The 24,036-nt window shown below is 68.8% G+C and carries 24 protein-coding genes; 12 read left to right on the forward strand and 12 right to left on the reverse strand.

What is annotated here, in order from left to right:
- Positions 1 to 272: 272 nt before the first annotated feature.
- Together ACFVT5_RS13515 and ACFVT5_RS13520 are read left to right on the forward strand one after the other, a co-directional pair.
- The gene (locus ACFVT5_RS13515) at positions 273 to 1,307 is read left to right on the forward strand and encodes an ATP-binding cassette domain-containing protein (protein ID WP_389885722.1); all 1,035 of its coding nucleotides are present in this window, start codon (positions 273 to 275) and stop codon (positions 1,305 to 1,307) included.
- Positions 1,308 to 1,381: 74 nt separating this feature from the next.
- The gene (locus ACFVT5_RS13520; protein WP_389885725.1) at positions 1,382 to 2,200 is read left to right on the forward strand and encodes an ABC transporter permease; all 819 of its coding nucleotides are present in this window, start codon (positions 1,382 to 1,384) and stop codon (positions 2,198 to 2,200) included.
- Positions 2,201 to 2,214: 14 nt separating this feature from the next.
- Here the strand turns inward: ACFVT5_RS13520 and ACFVT5_RS13525 are convergent, their stop codons facing one another.
- From ACFVT5_RS13525 to ACFVT5_RS13535, 3 genes are all read right to left on the reverse strand, one after another.
- Positions 2,215 to 3,456, reverse strand: coding sequence for a hypothetical protein (locus tag ACFVT5_RS13525; RefSeq protein WP_389885728.1), 1,242 nt, complete (start codon positions 3,454 to 3,456; stop codon positions 2,215 to 2,217).
- Positions 3,453 to 4,583 (reverse strand): HesA/MoeB/ThiF family protein, encoded by a 1,131-nt coding sequence (locus tag ACFVT5_RS13530; protein WP_389885731.1) that lies wholly within the window; start codon positions 4,581 to 4,583, stop codon positions 3,453 to 3,455. The genes ACFVT5_RS13525 and ACFVT5_RS13530 overlap by 4 nt, the downstream gene beginning before the upstream one ends.
- 725 nt (positions 4,584 to 5,308) lie before the next feature.
- Positions 5,309 to 5,653, reverse strand: a complete 345-nt coding sequence (locus ACFVT5_RS13535) for a hypothetical protein (protein ID WP_389885734.1) — start codon at positions 5,651 to 5,653, stop codon at positions 5,309 to 5,311.
- Positions 5,654 to 5,799: 146 nt separating this feature from the next.
- Between ACFVT5_RS13535 and ACFVT5_RS13540 the strand changes: the two genes are divergently transcribed.
- A complete protein-coding gene (locus tag ACFVT5_RS13540; protein WP_389885737.1) occupies positions 5,800 to 6,786 on the forward strand; it encodes a LuxR C-terminal-related transcriptional regulator in 987 nt (328 codons plus the stop codon).
- A 78-nt stretch (positions 6,787 to 6,864) separates the two neighbouring features.
- Here the strand turns inward: ACFVT5_RS13540 and ACFVT5_RS13545 are convergent, their stop codons facing one another.
- The gene (locus ACFVT5_RS13545; protein ID WP_389885740.1) at positions 6,865 to 7,884 is read right to left on the reverse strand and encodes a YbhN family protein; all 1,020 of its coding nucleotides are present in this window, start codon (positions 7,882 to 7,884) and stop codon (positions 6,865 to 6,867) included.
- 75 nt (positions 7,885 to 7,959) lie between these two features.
- Complete coding sequence (locus ACFVT5_RS13550) at positions 7,960 to 8,091, reverse strand: hypothetical protein (RefSeq protein ID WP_389885743.1); 132 nt, start codon at positions 8,089 to 8,091, stop codon at positions 7,960 to 7,962.
- 51 nt (positions 8,092 to 8,142) lie between these two features.
- On the opposite strand from ACFVT5_RS13550, the gene ACFVT5_RS13555 reads away from it, so the two are divergent.
- Both ACFVT5_RS13555 and ACFVT5_RS13560 read left to right on the forward strand, forming a co-directional pair.
- Entirely contained in the window at positions 8,143 to 8,769 is a 627-nt protein-coding gene (locus ACFVT5_RS13555) for a glyoxalase (protein WP_389885746.1), read from the forward strand.
- 116 nt (positions 8,770 to 8,885) lie between these two features.
- Positions 8,886 to 9,341: a pyridoxamine 5'-phosphate oxidase family protein gene (locus ACFVT5_RS13560; RefSeq protein ID WP_389886645.1), complete on the forward strand. Its 456-nt coding sequence runs from the start codon at positions 8,886 to 8,888 to the stop codon at positions 9,339 to 9,341.
- A gap of 114 nt (positions 9,342 to 9,455) precedes the next feature.
- On the opposite strand, the gene ACFVT5_RS13565 is transcribed toward ACFVT5_RS13560, so the two are convergent.
- Both ACFVT5_RS13565 and ACFVT5_RS13570 read right to left on the reverse strand, forming a co-directional pair.
- On the reverse strand, positions 9,456 to 9,749 hold the full coding sequence (locus tag ACFVT5_RS13565) for an SCO4225 family membrane protein (RefSeq protein ID WP_389885749.1): 294 nt from the start codon (positions 9,747 to 9,749) through the stop codon (positions 9,456 to 9,458).
- 232 nt (positions 9,750 to 9,981) lie between these two features.
- Positions 9,982 to 11,229 carry an MFS transporter gene (locus ACFVT5_RS13570; RefSeq protein ID WP_389885751.1) on the reverse strand — a complete coding sequence of 416 codons (1,248 nt, stop codon included), beginning with the start codon at positions 11,227 to 11,229 and terminating at the stop codon, positions 9,982 to 9,984.
- 389 nt (positions 11,230 to 11,618) lie between these two features.
- On the opposite strand from ACFVT5_RS13570, the gene ACFVT5_RS13575 reads away from it, so the two are divergent.
- Positions 11,619 to 12,362, forward strand: coding sequence for a nucleotidyltransferase domain-containing protein (locus ACFVT5_RS13575; protein ID WP_389885754.1), 744 nt, complete (start codon positions 11,619 to 11,621; stop codon positions 12,360 to 12,362).
- Between the two features lie 6 nt (positions 12,363 to 12,368).
- On the opposite strand, the gene ACFVT5_RS13580 is transcribed toward ACFVT5_RS13575, so the two are convergent.
- A complete protein-coding gene (locus tag ACFVT5_RS13580) occupies positions 12,369 to 13,046 on the reverse strand; it encodes a TetR/AcrR family transcriptional regulator (RefSeq protein ID WP_389885757.1) in 678 nt (225 codons plus the stop codon).
- Between the two features lie 93 nt (positions 13,047 to 13,139).
- On the opposite strand from ACFVT5_RS13580, the gene ACFVT5_RS13585 reads away from it, so the two are divergent.
- Positions 13,140 to 14,618, forward strand: a complete 1,479-nt coding sequence (locus ACFVT5_RS13585) for an aldehyde dehydrogenase (RefSeq protein WP_389885760.1) — start codon at positions 13,140 to 13,142, stop codon at positions 14,616 to 14,618.
- Between the two features lie 452 nt (positions 14,619 to 15,070).
- On the opposite strand, the gene ACFVT5_RS13590 is transcribed toward ACFVT5_RS13585, so the two are convergent.
- On the reverse strand, positions 15,071 to 16,252 hold the full coding sequence (locus tag ACFVT5_RS13590) for an acyl-CoA dehydrogenase family protein (RefSeq protein ID WP_389885763.1): 1,182 nt from the start codon (positions 16,250 to 16,252) through the stop codon (positions 15,071 to 15,073).
- 79 nt (positions 16,253 to 16,331) lie between these two features.
- Here ACFVT5_RS13590 and ACFVT5_RS13595 point away from each other — a divergent pair, with 79 nt between their 5' ends.
- On the forward strand, positions 16,332 to 17,447 hold the full coding sequence (locus ACFVT5_RS13595) for a CaiB/BaiF CoA transferase family protein (RefSeq protein WP_389885766.1): 1,116 nt from the start codon (positions 16,332 to 16,334) through the stop codon (positions 17,445 to 17,447).
- Here ACFVT5_RS13595 and ACFVT5_RS13600 read toward each other — a convergent pair.
- Positions 17,422 to 17,994 (reverse strand): TetR/AcrR family transcriptional regulator, encoded by a 573-nt coding sequence (locus ACFVT5_RS13600; RefSeq protein ID WP_389885769.1) that lies wholly within the window; start codon positions 17,992 to 17,994, stop codon positions 17,422 to 17,424. The two genes, ACFVT5_RS13595 and ACFVT5_RS13600, sit on opposite strands and share 26 nt — an antisense overlap.
- Before the next feature lie 220 nt (positions 17,995 to 18,214).
- On the opposite strand from ACFVT5_RS13600, the gene ACFVT5_RS13605 reads away from it, so the two are divergent.
- Together ACFVT5_RS13605 and ACFVT5_RS13610 are read left to right on the forward strand one after the other, a co-directional pair.
- A complete protein-coding gene (locus ACFVT5_RS13605; protein ID WP_389885772.1) occupies positions 18,215 to 18,925 on the forward strand; it encodes a FadR/GntR family transcriptional regulator in 711 nt (236 codons plus the stop codon).
- 336 nt (positions 18,926 to 19,261) lie between these two features.
- Positions 19,262 to 19,840: a hypothetical protein gene (locus ACFVT5_RS13610; protein WP_389885775.1), complete on the forward strand. Its 579-nt coding sequence runs from the start codon at positions 19,262 to 19,264 to the stop codon at positions 19,838 to 19,840.
- Positions 19,841 to 19,939: 99 nt separating this feature from the next.
- Here the strand turns inward: ACFVT5_RS13610 and ACFVT5_RS13615 are convergent, their stop codons facing one another.
- Entirely contained in the window at positions 19,940 to 20,902 is a 963-nt protein-coding gene (locus ACFVT5_RS13615; protein WP_389885778.1) for an SDR family NAD(P)-dependent oxidoreductase, read from the reverse strand.
- Positions 20,903 to 21,033: 131 nt separating this feature from the next.
- On the opposite strand from ACFVT5_RS13615, the gene ACFVT5_RS13620 reads away from it, so the two are divergent.
- Complete coding sequence (locus tag ACFVT5_RS13620) at positions 21,034 to 21,720, forward strand: hypothetical protein (protein WP_389885781.1); 687 nt, start codon at positions 21,034 to 21,036, stop codon at positions 21,718 to 21,720.
- A 145-nt stretch (positions 21,721 to 21,865) separates the two neighbouring features.
- On the opposite strand, the gene ACFVT5_RS13625 is transcribed toward ACFVT5_RS13620, so the two are convergent.
- On the reverse strand, positions 21,866 to 22,909 hold the full coding sequence (locus ACFVT5_RS13625; protein ID WP_389885784.1) for a LysR family transcriptional regulator: 1,044 nt from the start codon (positions 22,907 to 22,909) through the stop codon (positions 21,866 to 21,868).
- A gap of 153 nt (positions 22,910 to 23,062) precedes the next feature.
- On the opposite strand from ACFVT5_RS13625, the gene ACFVT5_RS13630 reads away from it, so the two are divergent.
- Positions 23,063 to 24,010: an NADP-dependent oxidoreductase gene (locus tag ACFVT5_RS13630; RefSeq protein WP_389885787.1), complete on the forward strand. Its 948-nt coding sequence runs from the start codon at positions 23,063 to 23,065 to the stop codon at positions 24,008 to 24,010.
- Positions 24,011 to 24,036: the final 26 nt, after the last annotated feature.

Genomic DNA, 24,036 nt, shown 5'->3' on the forward strand with positions numbered 1-24,036 from the left:
GAGCACCCTACCGGGAAACCTGCTGACCTGCGGTTTCCCGCTGACGTCTCCGGCGCCGGACCCGGAGCGCCGCACCTGGGCCGCCGTTACCGTCGGTCCCGCCACGGCTTGCACCGGCGGGCACCTCGAAGGAGACCCGGGAGCCTTCCCCGCCGCCATGCGGTCAGGATGCCGACCGGCGCCCGTGGCGCTTCAATGGTTGATGGTGCGACCGACAACAGGTTGGCCTGGCCGACCGGCCTGGTGTCCTTACCCGGGACATGGGATGACCGATGGAGCCGGACAACAGCGCCGCTGAAGAGCCGTCCGCACAGGCACAGGCACAGGCCCAACCACAGGCAGAGGCACAGGCCCGAGCCTCCGAGGCCGTGATCGTCACGACCGGTCTCACGAAGGTCTACCCGAAGACCGACTTCCGGGCGGTCGATGGTATCGATCTGCTCGTGCGCCACGGCGAGATCTTCGGGCTCCTCGGCCCCAACGGCGCGGGGAAGACCACGACCGTCGGGATGCTGACGACCCGCGTGGTGCCCACATCGGGCTCCGCCCAGGTCGGGGGCGTCGACGTGGTGCACCGGCCCACCCTCGCCAAGCAACTCATCGCCGTCGTCTCTCAACAGAACACGCTGGACCGCGCGTTGACGGTTCGCGAGAACCTCTACTTCCATGGCCTGCTGTTCGGCGTTCCGCGCCGCGAGTCGAGGAGGCGGGCCGACGAACTCCTCGATCAGTTCCGGCTGTCACGGTGGGCGGACGCCTCCGTCTACGCCCTGTCCGGTGGGATGGCGCAACGGCTGATGGTGGCACGGGCGATCTTCCACCGTCCGACGGTTCTCTTCCTGGACGAGCCGACGGCCGGCCTGGATCCGCAGAGCCGACTGGCCCTGTGGGAGACGCTCGACCAGTTGATCGCGGAGGGGCAGACGATCATGCTCACGACCCACAACATGGAGGAGGCGGACCAGCTCTGCGACCGGGTGGCGATCATCGACCACGGCCGGATCCTCGCCCTGGACACGCCGACCGCCCTCAAGCACAGCCTGGGAGCCGACACCATCGTCACGGTCGCCACTTCCGGCCGGCCGGAACAACTGGCGAGTCGGCTCAGCCATGACATCCGCGATGTCGTCCGCACCCGTCTGGTCGGCGGCGGTGTCGAACTCCAGGTCAAGGGCAACGACCGCCTCCTGCCCCAGGTGGTCGCCAGCGCCGAGCGGGGCGGCTTCGACCTGGTCGACCTGTCGATCACCGAAAGCACGTTGGAGACCGTGTTCATCAGCCTCACGGGAAAGGAGCTGAGGGACTGATGTCCGCAGCCCAGGCGTCCTCCCGCCCCGTCGATCCTCCGCGAGACGGACCCGCGGTGCCGTTGCGCACTGCGATGTCCGCAAGCCGTACGGCGCTGTCCGCGCTCATCCAGCGCGATCTGACCGTACTGAAGAAGAACTTCGGCGAGTTCGTGGGGCGCACCCTCATGCAGCCGTTCCTGCTCGTCTTCGTGTTCCTCTACGTCTTCCCGACGATCGGCCAGGGCATCGGGTCCGCCGGAGGGGCGAGCGGCGAATCGGCGTTCGCCACGGTCCTGGTGCCCGGCGTTGTCGCCATCTCGATCATGTTCCAGGGCATCCAGTCGGTCGCCATCCAGATGTCGCAGGAGTTCGGCTTCACCCGGGAGATTGAGGACCGGGTGCAGGCTCCCTGTCCGATCTGGCTGGTGGCGGTCGCCCGGGTGCTGTCCGGGGCGGCCCAGGGACTGATCTCGGCCGTCATCGTGCTGCCGATCGCCGCGGTGGTCCACGCGCCGGGGGTCCATCCGAACCTGAGCATCCACTGGTGGATCGCGGTCACCCTGATCCCGCTGGCGTGTATCGCGATGACCTCACTCGGACTGTTCCTGGGCACCTCCTTCGAACCCCGGAACATCGGCGTCATGTTCGGCTTCGTGATTCTGCCGCTGGTCTTCCTCGGCGGCACCTACTACCAGTGGACCAAGCTGTCCCTGGTCGAGATCGGCGGATTCCACTGGCTTCAGGCCCTGGTACTCGTCAATCCACTGATCTACATCAGCGAGGGCATGCGGGCCGCGTTCACCGACATCTCCCATATGCATCTGTGGATCGTGTACCCGGTCCTGGTGGCGTTCTGCGTCATCTTCCTCGGCCTCGGCCTCCGCAACTTCCGCCGCCGCGTGCTGTCTTGACCCGAGGACCGACTTCAGGCCGGGTTTCCCTTGAGGCGCCGAATCCAGCTCAGGCACCACGTCGTGATCACCAGCACCGGTGACATGAACAGGAACGCAGTGGTGACGAGGGTGGTCCAGAAACGCGGCTGCGTCGGATCAGTGGCAAGTCCTTGCAGGGCCCATTCGCCGACGGTCAGCAGGATGCGGCCAGTGAAGTGGGCGTAGTACCAGAGAGCCAGCGGAAGTCCGATCAGATAGACCCAGCGGAACCAGCGTCCGACGCTGACGTCCCGCGGATGTGCTTCGGACAGTCGCTGGGCCTGTGCCGGTGACAAACGCCCGAACGCACGCCGCAGCAGCAGTCGTTGGGTGTCCCACAGGTCGTAGCAGCCGGTCCAGGTGAGAAGCACGCTGTAGAGGTCGGTGCGCAGGAAGATCAGGCACTGCCAGATGAAGGTCATCACGGTGGACATCACCAGGGCCGCGGCCATCTGGTCGGCCAGCGCCGGGATGCCCGGATGCGCGGCAGCGACCAGCCGGAAGAGCAGCAGCACGGCGAGAACCACGGACTGCACAGCCAGTCCCGCCAGTTGCGGACCGTAGCGCTTGTTGCGCGGAAGAGTCCACAACTGCGACAGGTCCGTTTCGAAGACCAGAAAGGCCAGCCGGCGGTCGATCCCGAATCGGGCGCTCAGCCCCGCCGCCCGCGCGGCAAGCCAGTGCCAGTACTCGTGCAGCGCGGTCATGCCGTACGTGAACGGCAAAAGGATCAGCATGGCGGGTCCTGGACCGCCGGTCACGAAAGCGTCGTGCGGGCTGGGGAAGAGCGACGGGCGCAGGGCGAAGCAGCAGGCGCTGAAGACGGCTGCGGCGGCGTAGACCACCCAGGCCGTCGGGGAGAACAGCAACGCAACCCACCGGCGGTCCGGCCGCGTCAGCCAACGGCGTTGCTGGATGGGCGCGTTGCGGCGCAGTTCCGGCGGATCCGCCGAATCAGCCGCGGGATCCCCGGTGGCGAGAAATCCGACCTCACCGAGCGCGTCGAGGAATTCGGGTACGTCAACGGGTTCACCAGCGTGCCGCTCGGCGGCCAGAGCGGCCTCCCGCACGGTGGCACCGTCCTGCAGAGCGCGGATGACGAGGGCGCCGACGGCGGGCACATTGATGAACGTGCCGGTCTCGGTGTCGCCGACGACATAGGTGTCGTCGCCGTCCTCGACCACGCTGAGGGGGCGCAATCGTACGGGCCGGTCCTCGGCCGTCAGGTTGCTCATGACGCCGCCGCGGTGAGGGAACTCCTGTTGGGGGCGAGCGCGCACACCCGGCAGTCCGCGTCGACGTCCCACTCCTCGCGGCGCTGAGCGAGGTGGCCTGCGGCGTCCAGGTAGAGGTGGGCGCCCGCGACGTGCGGGGACTCGTAACCGGTGAGATAGCGGAGCAGTTCGAAGGCGGCGTAACCGGCCAGTAGCCCGGCGACCGGTCCGTTGGCCGTATTGGGCAGCGTGCCCGACAACCGTGCGTTGAGGCGGCTGGCCACCCCGTCGGCGCCGGGGCCGGCGGTGATGCGGTCCGACGAACGCCGGTGACAGGCGAAGCAGGCGCTGCGGCCTGGATCGACGGAGAAGTAGCCGAGTCGGCTGCCCATGATTCCGGCCCGGACCCAGGGCACCCCGGCCCGCACGCACGCCTCGTTCACCCAGTGGTCCACCCCGACCGGCCGGTCGATCATGGCGGAGACCGCGTCCACTCCGGCCAGCAGCGAGGCGACGTCCTGCGGACCGGTGACACGGCATTCCACTACGTCAACGTCGATCCGGGGGTCGAACTCGCGGACCCATTCCGCGGCCCGCCGCACCTTCGACCGGCCGATGTCCTGGTGTCGGTACGCGTACTGGCGGGCGAAGTTGCCGGGCTCGACGAGGTCGAAGTCCAGCAGGGTCAGCCGACCGATGCCGAGCCCGGCGAGATGCTGGAGCACGTTCGATCCCACACCGCCGACGCCGAGTTGGAGTACGTGCGCCGCCATCAGGTCCCGCTGCAGGGCGGCGGACGGCCGGGTACGGGTGGCGAAGAGTTCGAAGAAGGCCAGATTGCTGCGGTAGCGGTCGTCGTCGGCGACATCGTCCGCTTCCAGTCCGTCGCCGCTGCTGAGCAGGGCGAGCGAGTCAAGGACGTCGAGTGCGTCATGGACTTCCCGCACCGTCACGTCCATGCCGCAGGTGACCAGTCGCTGCCGCAGTTCCTCGGGACTCTGCGGGCCGGCCGACAAGGCGGTGAGCAATTTCTCCGCGTGGCCGTCCGGATCGGCGATCTCGATCTGCTTGCTCGGGTCACGCACGATCAGCAACAGGTCCTCGTAACGCTCCCAGACAATTTCCTGGAGCCGGACCAGGTCCGTCATCATTTCCCCTCTACGGCCGATGGGGCCGGGCGCCGAAGGAAACGGTGTCCTCCGGTCCCGGCCCACTCTCGTCAACAGCTTGTCGATCTGACGTTTCAGAGGTGCCGCAGGTCGACTTCTTCTCGGTCTCAGCAACCGTCGCTTTCATCGGTCGACTTGATGGGCTCGACCCGGCGAACGGTGATCTTCATGAGTATTCCTCCCGCTATTCACTGTGGCGGATGGACCGCCCTATTCCGTCGGATTCGGCCGAACCCATGGTGGCTGTTCTCCGTCTCCGACGAAATGAACTCTGCCGGGAGCCAGGCGGCCGGACAAGAGGAAGCGGATGTCATAAACGGTCCTTGGCCTACTCCGTCCATTCCCGCGAGGTGCTCTCGCGGTTGCGTCCGATATGGTCACCGGACGCCGGGACCGGTCAGCCTCCCCAGGTCACGTCGTTTGTCGTGACAGGCGAGTCGGCCACCAGAGTGTGTACGGCCCCCGGCGACGCAACTGCCATGCCCTGGGGAACAGTCAGGGACAACCCCGCGACGAGAGTTCCGGCAACTGCGGAAATGGCTGTACGGAGGAACGTCATGACTCCACCTTTCGATGGGCGCGTGGCAGATAGCCGAAGTGCGCCGGGCTGCTTACTGCGCTCGCGGAACAGACGATCGTGCGGCGCATGCGACATTTGTTAATGTCGCCGATGAGCGGAACCCGAGAAAGTGGAATCCCGTGTCCTAACTAGGACCTGGCATATCCTGTCCACCAGGCTCCTGGCGAAACTGCAGGTCAAAGAATCCAGGGACCAACCGGACCGCGCAGCCCGTCAGTGCGAACCCGGCCAGTTCCGGTTGATCGTCCAGTGCGCGCAGACACACCCGGGTAGCAACCCGCTCGGCCTCCTCCACACCCGAAGCGACCACGAACAATCCCACCAGGGGGCCGCCGTCCTCGGTGCCGGCGTGGACTACGACATGCTCGACCCCCTCATCAGGGCCGCGGCTGTCAAGAATCAGACGAACGGCATCCGAAGGAAGAGGCGCATTGTCCGTCCGGCGGAGTTCCGCATGAACGAGATACATGACTCCGAGCATCAAGGCCAGCAAATTCGCCCCACAAGTAATCCGCGGGGGCCTCTTTATGCCATTGCATGAAGAGGCCCCGCACGCCATACTCTTGCGCCGTACCTCAGAACCTCGCCAACTGCGCGCGGTGTGAAGGAGACAAGGTGCTGGAGACCCTGGGGCTCTCGCCGATGGCGGAGAACGTGTACCGGGTGATGCTCGCCCACCCCGCAGCAGGAGTGGAGCAGCTGGCGCAGCGGCTGGCGACCACCGAGGAGGCCGTCCGGGACAGCCTCGACCAGCTCAGCGCCCTGGCCATCGTCCAGCCCTCACCGCACGAGGAGAACGGTCGCCTGCGGGCTGTGACCCCTGAGATGGCCATGGAGATCCTGCTCGCGCGTCAGCAAGCCGACCTGGCTGCCCAGCAGTTACGCGTCGAAGCCTCACGGGCTGCCGCGGCGCGGCTCATCGCTGAATGCTCCGGCATACGTCCCCGTGCCGCCGACGACGAACAGCTCATCGGCCCAGAAGCGATCCGCGAGCGCCTCGGACAACTCGCCCGCCAGGCACAGACCGAGATAATGACCTTCGCGCCAGGCGGTGCGCACACCGCCGCCGACCTGGCAGCCAGCCGGGGACCCAACGAAGAACTCCTGCACCGCGGAATCATCAGCCGCACCGTCTACCTCGACAGCGTGCGCAACGACAAACCCACCCTTGAGCATGTGAACTGGCTCAACCAGCGCGGTGCGGCGGTACGCACAGTCGTCTCGCTACCCGTCCGAATGATCATCTTCGACCGGCGACAGGCGCTGCTGCCCACGGACATGGCCGATGCCCGTACCGGAGCCGCCCTCCTGACCGGTGAAGGCACCATCGCTGCTCTGTGCGCTCTCTTCGAAGCCACCTGGGAGTCGGCCACACCCCTCGGCGGCACCGCCCCCACCGGCGCCCACGGACTGACCGGCCAGCAGACCCAGATGCTCAAACTCCTCGCCACCGGCCTGACCGACGAGGCCATCGCCGTACGATTCGGCATCTCCCCGCGCACCGCACGCCGCATCGCGGCGGACCTGATGGACCGCCTCGAAGCCCGAAGCCGTTTCCAAGCCGGCGTTCACGCCGTACAGCGAGGCTGGCTCCGTGCCTGAGTGATGTCCCGTAAATGATCTGGTTCCGACCACTGCCTCAACCGCTCGCCTGTCGCGAGACAGTCCTTGTTCCGGCTGTCAGCCTTTGGGTGACCGGTGTCTCTCGCTGATGGTGAGCGCGAGCCAGCTGCCCCAGCCGATCGGTTGGAGGGCCCAGTAACTGATCACCCTGTACAGGAGGGTGACCGCGATGGCGTTCTGTGTGCTCAGGCCGTCGAGTACGAGAAGCGCGGTGAGGCTCGTCTCCACGACGACCAGACCGCCGGGGGTGAGACGCAGGCTTCCCGCGAGCTGGGTGAGCGCGTACGAGACCACGAGTCCGCGCCAGGGGACGCCGATGCCGAGACTCCACATGCACGCGGCGAGGCATGCCATGTCCAGGACCCAGTTGGACAACGCGAGGCAAGCGGGCCACAGCCAGCCGCGGGGACCCGGCCGGGCGGTGCGGACTCGCCGCCCGAGGCCGGCCAGGTCGTCCTCCAGGGCCAGGAGACGCGGGGACCGCAGCCCGATCCGCCGCCATGCCCGCCACGCACGCACCCGGACCCGGTGGAACCGGGACAGCCCGTACACCACAACCGCCACCACAACCCCGAGGGCCGAGAGACCGAGCACCACCGGCCGCAACACGGCACTGGGTCCCGAGTCGCCGCCGAGCAGCGAACCGGCCAGCAGCAACGCGAAGAGGCTCAGCCCCGACAGCGCTCCGGCGACCAGCAGCGCACTCCCGGCCAGCGCCCGTCCCGCGCCGCGCAGACGGTAGCGGCGGAACACCCAGGCCGCCGCGAACGCGGCCCCGCCGGGAAGCACCCCCGCGATGGCATTCGCCGCCAAGACGACGGCTCCGACGACCCAGAGACGTATCCGCACACCTCCGGTCCGCAGCAGCCACCGCTGGAGCACCACCAGACATTCCAGCGACACGGCCTCGCACACCACGGCCGTCAACAGCCGCGCGGGGCGCACATCGGCCAGCAGGTGAACCGCCGAGACCAACTCGTCCCTGCGGACGACGGCGGCGACCACCGCCGAGGCGAGAAGGACGGCCGAGACCGCCCACCACCAGGGCCGCACCCTGGTGGCCGAGGTCCGTTCCATACCGCTGCGTCACCCTCTCGGGCTTCCCGTCACACTGTCCAGATTAGGTGGCTTCCTCATGGAGATCGTCTCCAGTCACGTGACGAGCCACCACCGCGGGTCGGCCTCGTCGGCGCGTCCGAACGTGTCGGCATGGAGCGCGGTGAGGGAGCCGACGCTGACCGGACTCGGAAATCGTTCATGGTCGATGGTGTCCGGTGGTGTCACCGATCAGGATTGGAGAAGCGCCGGCCGCCGCGCCGCCCTAGCGTGATGGCCATGACATCCATCGCATCCGTCACCCTTGATGTGGCCGACCCCGAGGCCGCCCACCGCTTCTACACCACCGCTTTCTGCCTGGACACGCAGATACGCCTGCGGGCCTCCGAGGCACCCACGACCGGCTTCCGTGGGTTCACGCTGTCACTCACCGTGTCCCAGCCGGCCAATGTCAACAGCCTCATCGACGCCGCCCTCGACGCCGGAGCCACATCACTGAAGCCCGCCGCGAAGTCGCTCTGGGGCTACGGAGGTGTCGTACAAGCCCCGGACGGGACGATCTGGAAGATCGCGACCTCGGCGAAGAAGGACACCGGCCCCGCCACCCGGCAGTTCGACGAGATCGTGCTCCTGCTGGGAGTCGCGGACGTGGCAGCGAGCAAGCGGTTCTACGTCGGCCAGGGCATCGCCGTGGCGAAAAGCTTCGGCCGCGTGTACGTCGAGTTCGCCGCCGGGTCGAGTCCCGTCAAACTGGCGCTCTACCGGCGCCGTGCCCTGGCCAAGGACGCCGGCGTCTCTCCCGACGGCACCGGATCGCACCGGCTCATAATCGGTGGCGATGGCGGGTCTTTCACGGACCCGGACGGGTTCGCATGGGAGGCCGTTTCCCCGGCACCCGCACCCTGACGCGCCGGGCTTGAGACCATGGTGTCCGCGAAACTCGCGCTTCAGGTGAACCGACCGACGACCGACGGAGCCCGTCCCCTCAAGGAAGGGCTCTTCACGAAGTGACTGGAGGAACCATGAAGGGCGCGCCGCCGCGTGGACTTGAGGAGAGGCTGCGGGACACCCGCGCGAGGCTGGAGAGCGACGTCGACCTCTGGGTCGCGACGTCGGGCTCACCGGACGGCGTCCACCTCATCCCGCTCTCGTACCTCTGGGACGGGACCGCGTTCCTCGTCGTGACGCCGCGGGCCTCGGTCACCAGCCGCAACCTGCTGGCGGACGAGCGGGTGCGGCTCAGCCTCGGGCCGACGCGCGACGTCGTCATCGTGGTCGGCACCGCCGAGCCGGTGGACATCGCCGACCTCACCCAGGAGAGGGGCGACGCGTTCGCGACCAGAACCGGTTTCGACCCAAGGGAACTCGCCGAGACCTACCAGTACTTCCTGATCCGGCCGCGGCGCATCCAGGCGTGGCGTGAGGCGAACGAGCTACGAGGACGCGACCTCATGCGCGATGGCCGCTGGCTCGGCTGACCATCGCCGGAGCAGGTCTGGGAGCACACAGGGGAGCACGTCTGGGAGCACACCTGGGAGTGAACCCGCCCGCCCGGTGAGCGGTACGGCCGAGGAGGTACACGGCCGGCGCCCTCAGTTCAACCGCTTCCCCCGCACCACTCGCCACAGCACCCAAGCCTGGGCGAGACCCCCTACCGTCAGGAGCGGGAGGAACGCCGCATTCGGGATCGGCAGGGCGGACAGCGGGATGGCGATGGGCAGTGTCGCCCAGATGAGCCAGACACCCGCGAATCCGGGGTCGTCGAACAGTATGAGTGCCTCGATCCAGACGGCGAGCCCGACGACGAGCGCGGCGTAGCCGCCCGCGGCCCACACGGCGACGCGCTGACGCTCGTAACGGGCCGGTCCCTGCAATGCCATCGTCATGACGCGTCTCCTCGCTGCGGCGGAGTCCGCTGCGGATCTCCTGGACCCAAGGGTCGCGCCGCCGGGGAGACCCGGCCTCGGTTCTGCTACTCAGGTTCGGCCTGAGTAGGTACGGGGATTGCCGACTTGCGGCCATTGATCGGCGCACGATTGATGGCGGCGGCCGCTCCGCTGGGGCCGGTTCGACATCTGGCCGGACGCTCGGACCGGGGTAGCCCATTCCCGGACAACGTCACCGGACACCTGGGCACTGCGGAGGGCCTTCAGAGAGACGACCGGATGAGTTTGCCGACCGCCGGAAGCCGACGGAGAGGGTGAGGAGGACGATCCCGGCGGTTGGCGCGAGTGCGAGGGCGGCGGCGGGGTTCAGTGTGTCGGCGGCGCGGCCGGCCAGGAACCCCGCCAGGGCCGAACCGGCCGCGCTCGCCGAGTTGTTCCAGGTGAACGCCTGGGTGAGGACACCGGGGTGGACGGCTCGCTCGGTGGGGACGTTCAGCAGGACAAGAAGAGGCGGGACCGCCGCCTCGGTGACCACCGCGTCGGCGCCGAGCCAGATCACCGACGGTGCGAGGGGAAGCAGCAGCGCGGTGACCGTCAGATAGGCGGTGGCGATGACGAGTTGGCGGGACGGCGGGATCCGGGGTCGCCGCAGCCCGTAGAGCCAGCCGCAGAGCAGCCCGCCGAGACCCGCGGCGGCGATGATCGCCGCGGCGGCGCCGGGGATGCCGTGCCCGGTGGCGTAGGCGCTGATCGACACCTGCATGGTGCCGAAGTACAGCCCGATGGCCAGGTTGAGTGAGGCGAGGAGAAGGAAACCCGGCCGCAGCAATGTCTTTCCGGAGTGGGGGAGTCCGCCGTGTTCGTGGGCGGTGGGGGGTGCCGTACGGCGTTGCACGGCGAGCGCGGCTCCTCCGCCCAGGACCAGAGCCGCGGCCATGGCGGTGGCGAGTGCCGTGGCGCCGAGGGCCCCGAGCGTGGTGATCAGGACGGGTCCGATCAGGAACGCGGTGGCGTTGGCCACCGATTCCAGGGACAGGGCGGTGGGCAACTCGTCGGCACGGTCGCCGCGCAGCAGGTGCACCCAGCGGGCCGATGAAAGTGCCCCGAGCTGCGGTACGGACGCGCCGGCGCAACTGGCGGCGACGATCGCCACCGTCGGTGTGGACGACGCGAGGACGACACCGATCGCGGCGCCGTGGACGAGCAGGGCGTACGGCAGGACACGAGTCTGGCCGAATCGGTCGATGAGGCGGGCCAGTTGCGGGCCGATCAGTGCGTCGGCCAGGGCGAAACCGGCCGTGGCGAGGCCGGCGGTGGTGTAGGAACCGGTGCGGGCATGCAGGAGCCAGACCAACCCCAGGCCGGTCATGGCCAGTCCCACACGACCGGCGGCAGCGGTGAGGAAGAAGGCGGCGGCACCGGGTGTGCGCAGCAAGGGACGGTAACCGTACGCGGTCGACTGCACGGGGATGTCCTTCATCGCCGCCAGGCAGGGCGGGCCACACCCGGGTCGCCGGCGCCTGCCACTCAGATATGAGGGCGAAAACGCGACCCGTGGCCCGCCTGGGGACGTCCAGGACTGCGGGAGGACGGGACACTCGCCCTCACCGCCACCCCCATCACCGGCGGAACGCGAACGTTGGGCCCGAACCAAGGCGGGCCCAGGCAACTGCCCGGACCGTAACAGAACGAGACGGACGTCGGTCAAGACCTTTACGGCGCCCGGAACGGACCAAACGTCGTCACCAAGTGATACGACGCGCTATCAAGCGTTACCACGTGTTACGGAGTGTTGGAGAGGGGCACCTGAGAGGCTCGGTCGGTCGATGCCTGCGGACCCATCCTCCCGACCTGGCACGATGGGCTCCCATGAGCGATCAAGAAGCGGCGCTTTCTCAGGCCACTCGCCTGGCGGTTGAGCTGTTTCCGCAGGCCCTGGGCGCTGTTCTCGGCGGTTCGATCGCCCAGGGCCGCGCCACCGCGACCAGCGACCTCGACATCGGTGTCCTTCTCCCGGACGACGCGGGGAGCGGTCGGGAGGTGATCCGCCATGAGGGCCGGCTCGTGGAAGTGTTCCTCAACGCCCTTGGTGACGTACCTCAGTTCTTCGAGTGGGACCGGGCCCGCCGACGTGCGACGGTCGTCTTCGTCTATGCCCAGGGGCTGACTCTCGCCGATCCGCATGGGTACGTGGCTCGTACGCGGCAATTGGCGCGCGAGGTGATCGCCTCGGGGCCGCCTTCGCTGACGGCCGAGGAATGGAGGCATGGCCGCTACGTCCTGACCTGCTACCTGGACGACCTGGTGGATTCCTCGTCCGGGAGCCGCCATGAACAGCTCGTCATCGCCGACCACGTGTTGAGGGAGGCGGCCCACCTGGGCACCGCTCATTACGGCGCGTGGACGGGGATCGGTAAATGGTTGCCCCGTCGGCTCCTGGCTGCTGCCCCAACTCTCGGCAAGGCGTTGCTGGATGGCCAGCAAGCGGTGGCGGAACAGGCCGATCCAGCCCCGCTGGCAGCCGCGGTGACGGAACTCCTGGACCTGATCGGCGGGCCACTGCGAGAGGGATACACCCACCGTTGGCAGGCGTGTGAGGGACCCAGCGTGTAGTGGGGTTCATGTGTGCTTTTGCGAGGGGTCGCCCTCGGTCGGGGTCGTCGTGCCTGCCAGGAGGAGTGCCGCCAGCCGCTTGAGTCTGGGGGCGAATTCGATGGGGGTGTGGGCGAGGGCCGGGTCCTCGGCGTAGAGGCGGGCGAGGGTGTCCGGCGGGTTCGCGGTTTGCCACAGCGACGCGGCTATCGCGGTTACCCCGGCGATCAGATCGATCGCCTGCTCCCGGGACACCCATGGCATGGCGGTGGTCAGGGTGTCGGTGACGCGGTCGACGGCATCGAGGGTCGTGATCTTGAAGGCGCGCACCTCCTGCTCGGACACCCCGCGTTCGAGGGTGAGTTGCGCGTGTGTGAGCAGGTCGCAGAACAGTGGCCGGTCGGCGAGGGTGTCGGCGAGCGCGGCGGCGACCTTCTGCGGGCCGGCCGCGTACGGCACCGCCTCGTCGAGAGCTGCCGCCCAGTCCTGCCAGGCGTCGGCGGTCAGGAGGAGGAAGACCGCCTCGCGTGATTCGAAGTAGCGCAGGACGGCCGACTTGTGGATGCCGGCCTCGGCCGCGAGGTCGGTGAGGGTGACCGCCCGTACGCCTTTGCGGCGGCCGAGCGTGGCGGCGGCGTTCAGGATGTCGTGCCGGCGCTGTTCCTTGTGCTCCGGTTTGCGGGCGCGCTGAAACGGGGTGGTCATGAGGCCACCTTAGCAAAACGGCGTTGCGTTGTTAGCGCAACGGTGTTGTACTAACTCACGCAGGCATCACCGCTTCCGAGCAGGGAGAAGATCATGAGTGAGCACGAGCACATCCACCCGGCGGGCCACTACCACTACAAAGAGCTGCTGATCGGAGGGCGGTGGGTCGCACCCGCCTCCGAGCGGGTCTTCGAGATCCGATCCCCCCACGACGGCCGTCTCGTCGGACGGGTTCCCGAAGCCGTCCAGCAGGACGTGGACCGGGCTGTCAGCGCGGCGCGCCGGGCCTTCGACGAAGGTCCCTGGCCCCGGATGACCCCGTCCGGGCGGGCCGAGGTGATCACCCGCTTCGCGCGCCTCCACCGGGCCGAGACCGAGGAACTGGCCGCGCTGACCACCGCGGAGAACGGCTCGGCCATATGGTTCACGCGGATGCTGCAGAACATCGTCAACGACCGCACCGACGACTTCCTGCGCCTGGCCGCCGACCACCCCTGGGAAGAAGAACTCGTGGATGCCTCCGGGTTCCGCACGCTCGTGCGGCGTGAGCCGGTCGGAGTCGTGGCGGCGGTCATCCCCTGGAACGCGCCGCAGCAGTCGGCGCTGGTCAAACTGATCCCCGCACTGCTGGCCGGCAACACCGTCGTACTCAAGCCGTCGCCCGAGACCGCGCTCGACGGCGTCCGGCTCGGAGAACTGTTCGCCGAGGCCGGACTGCCCGAGGGAGTGCTCAGCGTGCTCCCGGCCGATCGCGAGGTCAGCGAATACCTCGTCGGCCACCCCGGAATCGACAAGGTCGCCTTCACCGGTTCCACCGTGGCGGGACGCAAGATCGCGTCCGTGGCCACCGGACAGCTCAAGCGGGTCAGCCTGGAACTCGGCGGCAAGTCGGCGGCGATCATCCTTGAAGACGCGGACCTGGACCGCGTCGTGGAAGGGATCCGGTACGGCAGCTTCTCGAACAACGGTGAGGCGTGCGTCGCCCTCACCCGCGTCCTCGCCCCCCGCAGTCGGTATGAGGAGATCGTGGCCGCGCTCGGCGCCCTCACCGCGAGCCTGAAGGTTGGCGACCCCTCCGACCCGGAGACCTTCATCGGCCCGATGGTCCGTGAGGGGCAGCGTGACCGGGTGCAGTCGTACATCACGTCCGGCATCGAAGACGGCGCCCGCCTTGTCACGGGCGGGCCGGGCGCACCCGAAGGTCTGGAGAGCGGCTACTACGTCCGGCCCACGCTCTTCGCCGACGTAGACAACGCGATGCGTATCGCGCAGGAAGAGATCTTCGGACCGGTCGTCGTCGTCATCCCGTACGAGGACGAGGCCGACGCCATCCGTATCGCCAACGACTCGCCGTACGGACTGAACGGCGCGGTCTTCACCGCCGATCCGGTGCACGGTGTCGAGGTCGCGCGCGCGGTGCGCACCGGAGGATTCACGGTCAATGGCGCACCGCGTCACTGGGACGCGCCGTTCGGCGGGTACAAGGACAGTGGTTTCGGGCGCGAGTACGGGCGCCACGGGATCGACGCGTACACCGAACTGAAGGCGATCGCCACCGGACTCACCGTCTAGAAACGGTCAGGCTCTGACGGTTCTTCAGGAGGGGCGATATCAACGGCCCTTCGGGCGATTCGCGCCCTGGACGGCAGGGGCGTCCAGTCCCCCTGCTGCGCCGGACTCTGCTCCGGGCCCTGATGAGCTTGGAGCCGTGACATGGCCGCACCCGTCATCGGCCGCCCCCCCCAAAAAAACGGGTGGACGGGCCCCTCAAGGTGAGCGGCCGGGCCACCTACGGCGCGGACTACGCCTACCCCGGCCTGGTCCACGGGTACGCGGTGACCAGCATAGGATGCGCATGGAGGGGCCGATCCCCGCGCAGTTGACGTCCGTGCGCAGCGGGACACCGCCAGAGGAGGCGGTGGTAACGGCTTCCTGGACGGCGGCGCCGTCGGTGAGGGCGGCGGTCGCGGCACCGAGGCCGGACGCTCCGCCGGTGACGATCGCAGCGGTGTTGTCGACGCGCATCAGTTCTCCTTGCTCGGCACCCTGAGGTTGCCTCGGTCGTCCTTCTGCAGCGCACGACTGATGATCAGGCGCTGGATCTGATTGGTGCCCTCGAAGATCTGCATGACCTTGGCCTCCCGCATATAGCGCTCGACCGGGAAGTCACGGGTGTATCCATAGCCGCCCAGCACCTGGACGGCGTCGGTGGTGACCTTCATGGCGTTGTCGGTGGCCACCATCTTGGCGATGGACGCCTCACAGCCGAAGGGGAGTTCCTGGTCTTTCAGCCGCGCGGCGGCGAGCGTGGTGGCGCGGGCGGCCTGGACCGCCGCGGCCATGTCCGCGAGGACGAAGGCCAGGCCCTGGTGGTCGATGATGCGCCGGCCGAAGGTCTCCCGCTCCTTGGCGTAGCGCACGGCGTGGTCCAGCGCGCCCTGGGCCAGACCGACGGCCACCGACGCGATACCGAGCCGTCCGCAGTCCAGCCCGGCCAGAGCGATGGTGAGCCCCTGACCCTCCTCGCCGATCCGGCGCCGCACCGGGACCCGCACATCCTCAAGGCGCACGGTGGCGGTGGCCGAACCGGTCAGCCCCATCTTCCGCTCGGGAGGGTCGGCGACCAGGCCAGGGGTGTCGGCCGGGACCAGGAAGCAAGAGATGCCGTGCGAACGGTCCTCGGACGTACGCGCCATGACCGTGTAGAAGTCCGCGTGCCCACCGTGTGTGGTCCATGCCTTGGCGCCGTTGAGCACATAGTCGCCGCCGTCCCGGACGGCCCGGGTGCGCATCGCCCCGGGATCGGAGCCGGCGTGCGCCTCGGACAGGCAGTAGGCGCCGAGCAGTTCGCCGCCCAGCAGATCGGGAAGCCACTCCTTCTTCTGCTCCTCGGTGCCGAAGACGGCGAGGCCGAAGCAGGACAGCGCGTGCACCGAGATGCCGACCGCGACGCTGGACCACACGGCCGCGATCTCTTCGATCACCTGGAGGTAGATCTCGTACGGCTGGTCACCGCCGCCGTACTCCTCGGGGTAGGGCAGGCTCAGCAGCCCTGCGCGGCCGAGGGTGCGGAAGAGGTCACGGGGAAACCGCTCCTCGGCCTCCGCCTCCGCGACGCGCGGGGCGAGTTCCTTGTCGGTCAGCTCGCGCGCCAGGTTGATCAGGTCGACGGCTTCCGGTGTGGGAAGCGTCCGGGTAGCGGGCATGGCAGTTCCTCGGTCGTGACACTGGGTAATATTGATACCTTGAGCGATACAAGAGTATCGCTTGAAGTACGGTATAGCCATGCTTCCCCGTGATGGATCCGCCGGTCCCCTCGGCGGACTGCGTGTTCTTGAGCTGGCCGGGCTCGGGCCCGCTCCGCACGCGGCCATGATGCTGGCGGATCTCGGCGCCGACGTCGTGCGCGTCGAGCGGCCCGCCGGACGCGCGCTCCAGCTCGGCCCGGCCGGCGCGACCGACATCGTGCTGCGCGGTCGCCGCTCGGTCGCCGCGGACCTCAAACAGCCCGAGGGCCTGCGACCGGGCGTCGCCGAGCGGCTCGGGATCGGCCCCGACGACTGTGGCCGCCGCAATCCGGGACTCGTGTACGCGCGGATCACCGGCTGGGGGCAGGACGGCCAGCTCGCGCAGCAGCCCGGACACGACCTGAACTACGTCGGCCTCACCGGCGCCCGCCACGCGATGGGCCGCGCCGACGGACCGCCGCCCCCACCCCTCAACCTGGTCGGGGACTTCGGGGGCGGGTCCATGCTCGTGGTCGTCGGTGTCCTGACCGCGCTCTGGGAGCGTTCACGCTCCGGAGCCGGACAGGTCGTCGACGCCGCCATGGTCGACGGGGTCGCCCTGCTCTCCCAGATGACACTCGCCGTGCGCGGCATGGGCGTCTGGTCGGACGAACGCGGCGCCAACCTGCTTGACGGAGCCGCCCCCTTCTACGACACCTACGCGTGCGCCGACGGCGAGTACGTCGCCGTCGCGGCGCTGGAGCCGCACTTCTTCGCCGCCCTGCTCGACGGCCTGGGACTCGATCCCGCGCGGCCGCCCGCCCAGGGCGCCCGCGTCGGCTGGCCGGTGCTGCGGGCACGGTTCACGGAACTGTTCGCCTCCCGTACGCGCGACGCGTGGGCGGCGCGTTTCGCGGGGACGAACGCCTGTGTCACCCCGGTGCTCACCTTCGCCGAGGCGGGCGCGCACCCGCACCCGGTGGCCCGGCGCACCTTGACCGAGGTTGAGGGAGTCCTTCAGGCGGCGCCCGCCCCCCGGTTCTCCCGCACCCCGAGTGGCCGGCCGTCGGCCCCGCGCGAACCGGGCGCCGACACCGGGGCGGTCCTGCGCGACTGGGGCATAGAAAGCTGTCCGGAGCCGGAGCCCGTCAGGGTGAGACCGCGTGGACGATGAGGGACGCCAGTTCGGCGTACGCCTCCGAGTCGGACAGCCCGGTGCGGGTGGCGATCTGGCCGCGCTGGATCTCCTGCATGGTGGCGGCGACGACCTCGCCCACGAACGCGGCGTGGACGTCCCGGAAGGCGCCGGCGGCGACCCCTTCGGTGATGAGCTGCCGGATCCGGTCGGCGGCAATGCGCGTATTGGCCTCGTACACCTCGCGGGCCGGCTCGAATTGGGCCATATCGTCGAGGAATTGCCGGGACAGCGGCTTGAGCTGCTCGGCGACCGCGTTCAGATAGACCACCACGCGGTCCGAGGGCTCTGAGGCGTCCGCCACCTGTTTCTCGATGGACCGGGTCGCCTCCTGGAAGTAGTGCTTGACCGCTTCCCGGACCAATTCCTGCTTACTGCCCGCCAGTTGATACAACGTGGTCTTCGAGCACCGCAGCCGCTCGGTCAGTTCATCGAGGGTGAACGACGCGAACCCCTCGGCCGTCAGCAGCGCCACCAGTCGTTCGAGCAGATCGGTCTGGCGTGCGGTGCGGCGTGGAGACGGCATGATCTCAGCCTAGCCGCTTCCCCTTCGCGGGGTGTGACCAGTATCAACGCAGCTAACACCAGTACGTCATAGTTAGCTTAGATGGATTTCGAGGGCTACATTCAATGGGGGTTCATTTGTGTAGGGCCCGCAGGAGAACATCCCGGAGATGGGGCAACGCGTGCCGGAGAGTCAGTGAAACGATCAGAAAACTGCCGTAGGGCGTCGACGCCTGCCGAAGATGGCCGAGATCGTCGCCGCGGAACTTCGGCACAAGATTCTCGGCGGGGAATTGCAGCCGGGTGACTCGTTGTCGTCCGAGTCCTCGCTGGTCGAGGAGTACGACGTCTCCCGGCCGACCCTGCGTGAGGCGCTGCGGCTGCTGGAGTCCCAGCAGCTCATCACGGTGCGGCGCGGCTCGCACCGGGGTCCGGTCGTCAGCCACCCGGACACGTCGGTGACGGCCCGCAGCATCAGCATGCTGCTGCAACTGCGCGAGGGCACACTCGCGGACATCTACGCGTTTCGCATGCTCTTCGAGCCGGTGGCGGTACGCATGGTCACCGAGACGGCGACCGACGACGACCTCGCGCGCCTGCGGGCGCTGCTGGAGGAGGAGTACGAGGTCCGCGGTGACGCCGACCGGTTCCCCGAGGCCGCCTGGCGCTTCCACACCACCCTGGTCGCGCTCTCCGGCAATGTCACCATGACCGTGATCGCCGAGACCCTTGAGCACATCTCCAAACGGCACGCGCAGGCCGCCTTGCTGCGGTGGGCCGACGGAGACCGGCAGCGGGACAGCGCCTACCGGGCACACAAGAAGCTGGTCGGCCTCATGGAGAAGGGCTCCGGTGACGAGGCCGAGCAGTTCTGGGCCAAGCACATGGCCGAGGTCGGCAAGAAGCTGCTCTCCAGCACCGACGAACTGTCCATCGTCGAACTGGTGGAGTGAGAGGGAGCGAGTCGCCGGGCCGCCCGCGTGGCGGCCTCTCCTCTTCGATCAGCATCAGCATCAGCGCCGGGAGCGCCGCGTCAGGACGCGGCGCTCACTTGTGCGCGCAGACGCATCAGCCCCTCCTGCGCCACGCTGGCGACGAGTGTGCCGCGACGGCGGGGAGTGGTTCGGTGACGCGCAGCCAGAAACGCTGCCGGGGGAGTACCCGAGCCCCGTGTGAGGTGTTGTGCCGGGGACCTCCGCACCGGAACCCAGGATCGCCGGATTCGAAGCCTCTCGCTGAGCAGGGCCGACCTTCATACCGGCTCAACCTCCTTCGGCTAGCCTCACCGCATGGCTCTCACCGTTGATCAGTTGGCCGGGTACGTGGATCGGGATCTGGACGCCGATCTGGGGCGCTGGTTCCCCGACGAACCTCGCGTTGACATCCCGGCGTCGACCCGCCCGGTCGAACCGTTCCTCGCCAAGCTCCCGCCCGACGCAGCGACCGCGTTGGCCGGTTTCGACCGCAAGGTCCGATCGGGAACCATGGCGCAGTTTCTCGATATCTATGACTGGTCGTACGGATTCGACTTCGCAGCGAACGACTGCGAGATCCTGGACTCCGACTATGAGACGGAGCTTTCCGGCGACGATGTGTGGTCCATCGGCTGCGACGGCGCAAGCAACTACTACGTCGTGCTCACCAGCGGTCGGGTCGCGGTGTGGTTCCACGAAGAGCAAGTCATAGAAGCCCACACACAGTTCGACAACCTCGACGTCTTCCTGTGGTCGGTCGTCCGGTCCCACGCCGTGCGCGCCGGCGCCCTTGACCTGGCAGCGGTCGAGCGCGACTTCCGGTCCCTCGGGCAGCCCGGAGTCCTGGTACCGAAACTCGGGCTCCTCGCCCACGCGTCCCGAGATCAGGCGTAGTTGGAATCAGCGGTCCCCCGGTAGTCGGCGGCGGCGACATCGAGGCGTGCCGCTGCCCAGCCAGCCGCCCATATCCGGCTCTACTCGGCTCTACCCGTCTCAGCCACCGCTCGGTGGGATCATCTTCCGGCCCGCGGTGGCTCCGCCGTCCACCGCGATCGACGCACCCGTCATATAGGGGAAGTCGTCGGACGCGAGCCCGAGTACCGCGCGCGCGATCTCCTCGGCCTCGGCCATCCGCTCAAGACCGTCGACGTTGAGCGGTCCCCACGCCTGCTTGTACTTCGCCCATTCCGCGTCCGGGATACCCGGCGGACGGACGAAGGGTGTGTCGGTGGTGCCGGGCAGCAGGGCGTTGAGCCTGATGCCCTTGGGCCCGTACGCGAGCGCCGCGGACTTCACTATGCCGTGCACCGCCCGCTTACTCGCCGTGTACGCGGCGCCGTTCGGCCGCGCCTGTTCGGCCGCGGATGACGAGGTGCAGATGATGACGCCGCGCCGCGCCCTGAGCATGTGGGGAATCTCGTACTTGATCGCGAGGAACACGCCCCGGGCGTTGGTGGCTTGGATGTCGTCCCACTCCTCGACGGTCATCTCATGAGGCAGTTTGCCGCCACCGATTCCGGCGTTGTTGAAGGCCACGTCGAGGGAGCCGTAACGACTCGTGACCCGGTCCACGAAGCTCTGCACCTGGGCGGCCACCCGGACATCGGCTTGGATATACGTGGCTTCGCCACCCGCGTCCCGAATCTCCCGTTCCACCCGGCGCCCCAACTCGGCTCGCCTGCCCCAGAATCCGACATGAGCGCCCTCCCTGGCGAACGCCTTCGCCGCCGCCCGGCCGATGCCCGATGTGGCACCCGTGACGAGCACCGACTTACCCTGGAAACGGCCGCTCTTGCCACGGGACCGGGAATCGGCGCCGACGGCATGTGCGGTGGTGTCGAAGGCGGCGCCCGCCAGGCCCAGGGCGACCGCACCACCGAGCAGGGATCGCCGCCCCGTGTCCTCGGACTTCGCGTTCGGCTCGGTACTCGCGTCCGTGTTCGTATGCGTATCCATGACGATCACGCTCGCAGCCGGCCCCGGGCGCCCGGCTCCGTCCACGGGCCGGAGATCGGGCCGGTAGGAGGAGGCGTCCTCCTGCGACGGCAGGAGACCGGGCGGACAATCGTCCGCCTATCGTGAGCCGCGTGAACCGACCCTGGATCGAGATCGGGTTCGACAGACGCTTCGCCGTGATACGGGTCCTGGCGCTCGCCTGCGTCCTGGTCGGCGATCTCCTGCTGCTGGAGCGGCCGTTGGGGGCACGCGGCGGGGGCTTCGCCGCAGCGGGGCTCGTGCTGTGCCTGGCTGCGGGCAAGTGGGCGTTCGGTTCGCTCGTGGCGCAGTCGGTCCTGCTCGTCGCCGCGCACGCGCTGGGCGCGAACACCGCTTCTTCGCTGAAGGTGCTGGCCGCCGTCACCCTCTTCGAGTTGGCGGTACGCCAGTCCGGGCGCCGTCCCGTCGCCGGGGCGACGGCACTCGCGATCGCCGTCGCGGCGAACCGCCTTGAGGACCTGCCCGGCGAACTCCTCCCGGTGCTCTACAAGATGGGCATCGTCGCTGGACTGCCGCTGCTTCTGGGCGCGTACGTGCGTGTGACCCGCGACGCCGCGCTGCATGCCCGTGAGCACGCGGAACAGCAGGAACTCCGCGCCGGGCAAAAATTGCTGGCCGCCCGAGTCGCGGAACGCAGCGCCATCGCACGCGAGTTGCACGACCTCGTGTGGCGGCGATCGGATCGGCCGGGTCGTTCATCTTCGGCCAGTCACGCGCGAAGTTGTCATAAGTACGGCGTCCGAACAGGAATCCGTCCACGTCATCGAGCCAGCCTGTGACGATCCGGATGAACCCGTCGTCTAGGTGCGGCGCGAGCCAGCCTCCCCGCGTGAACCCGCCGGTGGTGTCCTCCTCCGGGGACGCGGGCCCCTGCGTCACCCCGTCCAGCGACAGGAACTCCTGTACAACCAACTTCACCGCGCACTACCCTTCCTCAGCCCCGAGACGCCCGCCGTCCCGGCCCAGTGAGGACTGCCCGATCCACGAAAGCTCATCGGTTGAAGCCGGCTCCATACGGCTGCCGTCCGTGGTGCCGCCGGTGTCCGGTGGGGTATCCGCCGCGACCTTGGCGGCTGTTCGGACGAACGCGGCGACGGCTGCGGAGTGTGAGTCCTGCGGCCACGCCACAGCCAGCGTGGCCGGTTCCACGTCGCTGACCGGCCGGTAGGCGATCTCGGGTCGCGGATACCGTCGGGTGACCGAGGTGGGGAAGAAGCAGACGATGCTGCCGAGCTCGACGAGCCGGAAGATCTGCGGCAGGTCCGAGGCGCTCTGCGCCGCGCTCACCGTGAGCGGGTCGTCCCCGACCGGGCCGGTCTGACGGTCACGTGCCCCGGTCGACCTGTGGCGTCCGGAAGCGGGCCCGTGGTCCGCCGGAGATCCGTCGGGAAGGCTGCGGCCCGCCAGGTCGGCCAGGCGCAGGGACGACCGGGCAGCCAGCGGGTCGGCAGCCGCCAGGGCGACCAGGAAAGGTTCGGTGGCCAGCGGTTCGGAGTCCAGGCCGCGTTCATCGAAGGGGGCGAGCAGCAGCGCGGTGTCGGCGCGGCCGTCCCGTACCGCCTGCGCCTGCTCGCCGAATCGGCCGAGCACCAGCTCGACCGGCAGGGCTGCTTCCTCTTCGGCGTACGCGTCGAGGATCTGCGGCAGCAGGCCGCCGTCGATGTCGGGCTTGAGCGCGAGCCGCAGCCGTGGCGTGGGCTCGCCGGCGTGCCGGGCCCGCCGGCCGGCGGCGCTGATCGCGTCGAGCGCGGTCCGGGCGTCCCGCAGCAGGACTTCCCCGGCCGGCGTGAGTGTGACCTGGCGCGTGGTGCGCCGGAGCAACAGGACATCGAGCTGGCGTTCCAGGTCCCGGATCGCGCGGGACAGCGGCGGTTGCGCCATGCCGAGCCGTTCAGCGGCACGCCCGAAGTGCAGTTCTTCCGCGACCGCGACGAAGTACCGGAGCTGCCGCGTCTCCAAGTCATTCATACTCGCAGGGTATCAATGGCGCTCGAATCGGTCCTTCAGGTCCGTCGCCGTGCCACGTTGACTGGTGTTTGTCACCGCCGTCCGTCGGCGCCCGGAACGGTCCGTGCGGCAAAGGGCGGGACAGGAGATCGGTCGACAAGCAGGAGGTCAGCCATGCGTGCTGTCGCGGTACGCAGGACAGGTGACACACCCGAACTGATGGAGATGCCCGTCCCCCGCCCGGCGCCAGGAGAGGTCCTGGTCGCACTGGAGGCGGCGTCGGTGAATCCCGTCGACATGGGCATCGCCGAGGGCCTGCTGAGCATGCCGCACACGAACCCGCTCGTCCTGGGCGTGGACGGCATGGGCCGGGTGACGGAGGCAGGGGAAGAGGTGCGCGGGCTGACGGTCGGTGACCTCGTGCACGGGCAATTCCTCCGCGCGCCCTTGGGTAACGGCACGTTCGCCGACTACACAGTGGTCACGGAATTCCCGGACCGCGGGGCGCTCCAGCGTGTCCCGGACGGCATGCCCGCCGAGATCGCGGCGGCGCTGCCGACCGCGGGCATGACCGCGCTCGGCGCCCTTGAGGCCATCGGTGTGCGAGCCGGGCGGTCGGTCCTGATCGTGGGGGCCACCGGGGGAGTAGGTGTGTTCGTCGTCCAACTGGCGGCTGCGTTCGGCGCGGAAGTCATCGCGACCGCCCGGCCCGACGCCGACCGGTGGATTCGGCAACTCGGCGCCGCCGGGACGGTCGACTACACGACCGGCGACGTGGCGGAGCAGGTCCGCCGGACACATCCCGGCGGAGTGGACACCTTCCTCGACCTCACCCGCGACGCAGCACGCTTCGGCGACTACGCCGGACTCGTCCGCGACGGCGGAGCGGCTGCGTCCGTGACCTTCACCGCGCCCCCGGACCTGCTCACCTCCGAACGGATCGCGGTAACCAACTTCCAGATGCGTGACAAGCCGGACCTCCTCGCCCGGATCACCGCCGAGGCCGCGGCGGGCAGGATCACGGTCCCCATCCAGCAGAGCGTCACGCTGGACCGGATCCCCGAAGCACTGGCGCGGAACGCCGCGGGCGGCGCACGCGGCAAGACGACGGTACGCATCTGACGATGGCGTGGACGGTACGCATCCGA

It is taken from the genome of Streptomyces sp. NPDC058001, assembly GCF_042886315.1.
Taxonomy (GTDB): Bacteria; Actinomycetota; Actinomycetes; order Streptomycetales; family Streptomycetaceae; genus Streptomyces.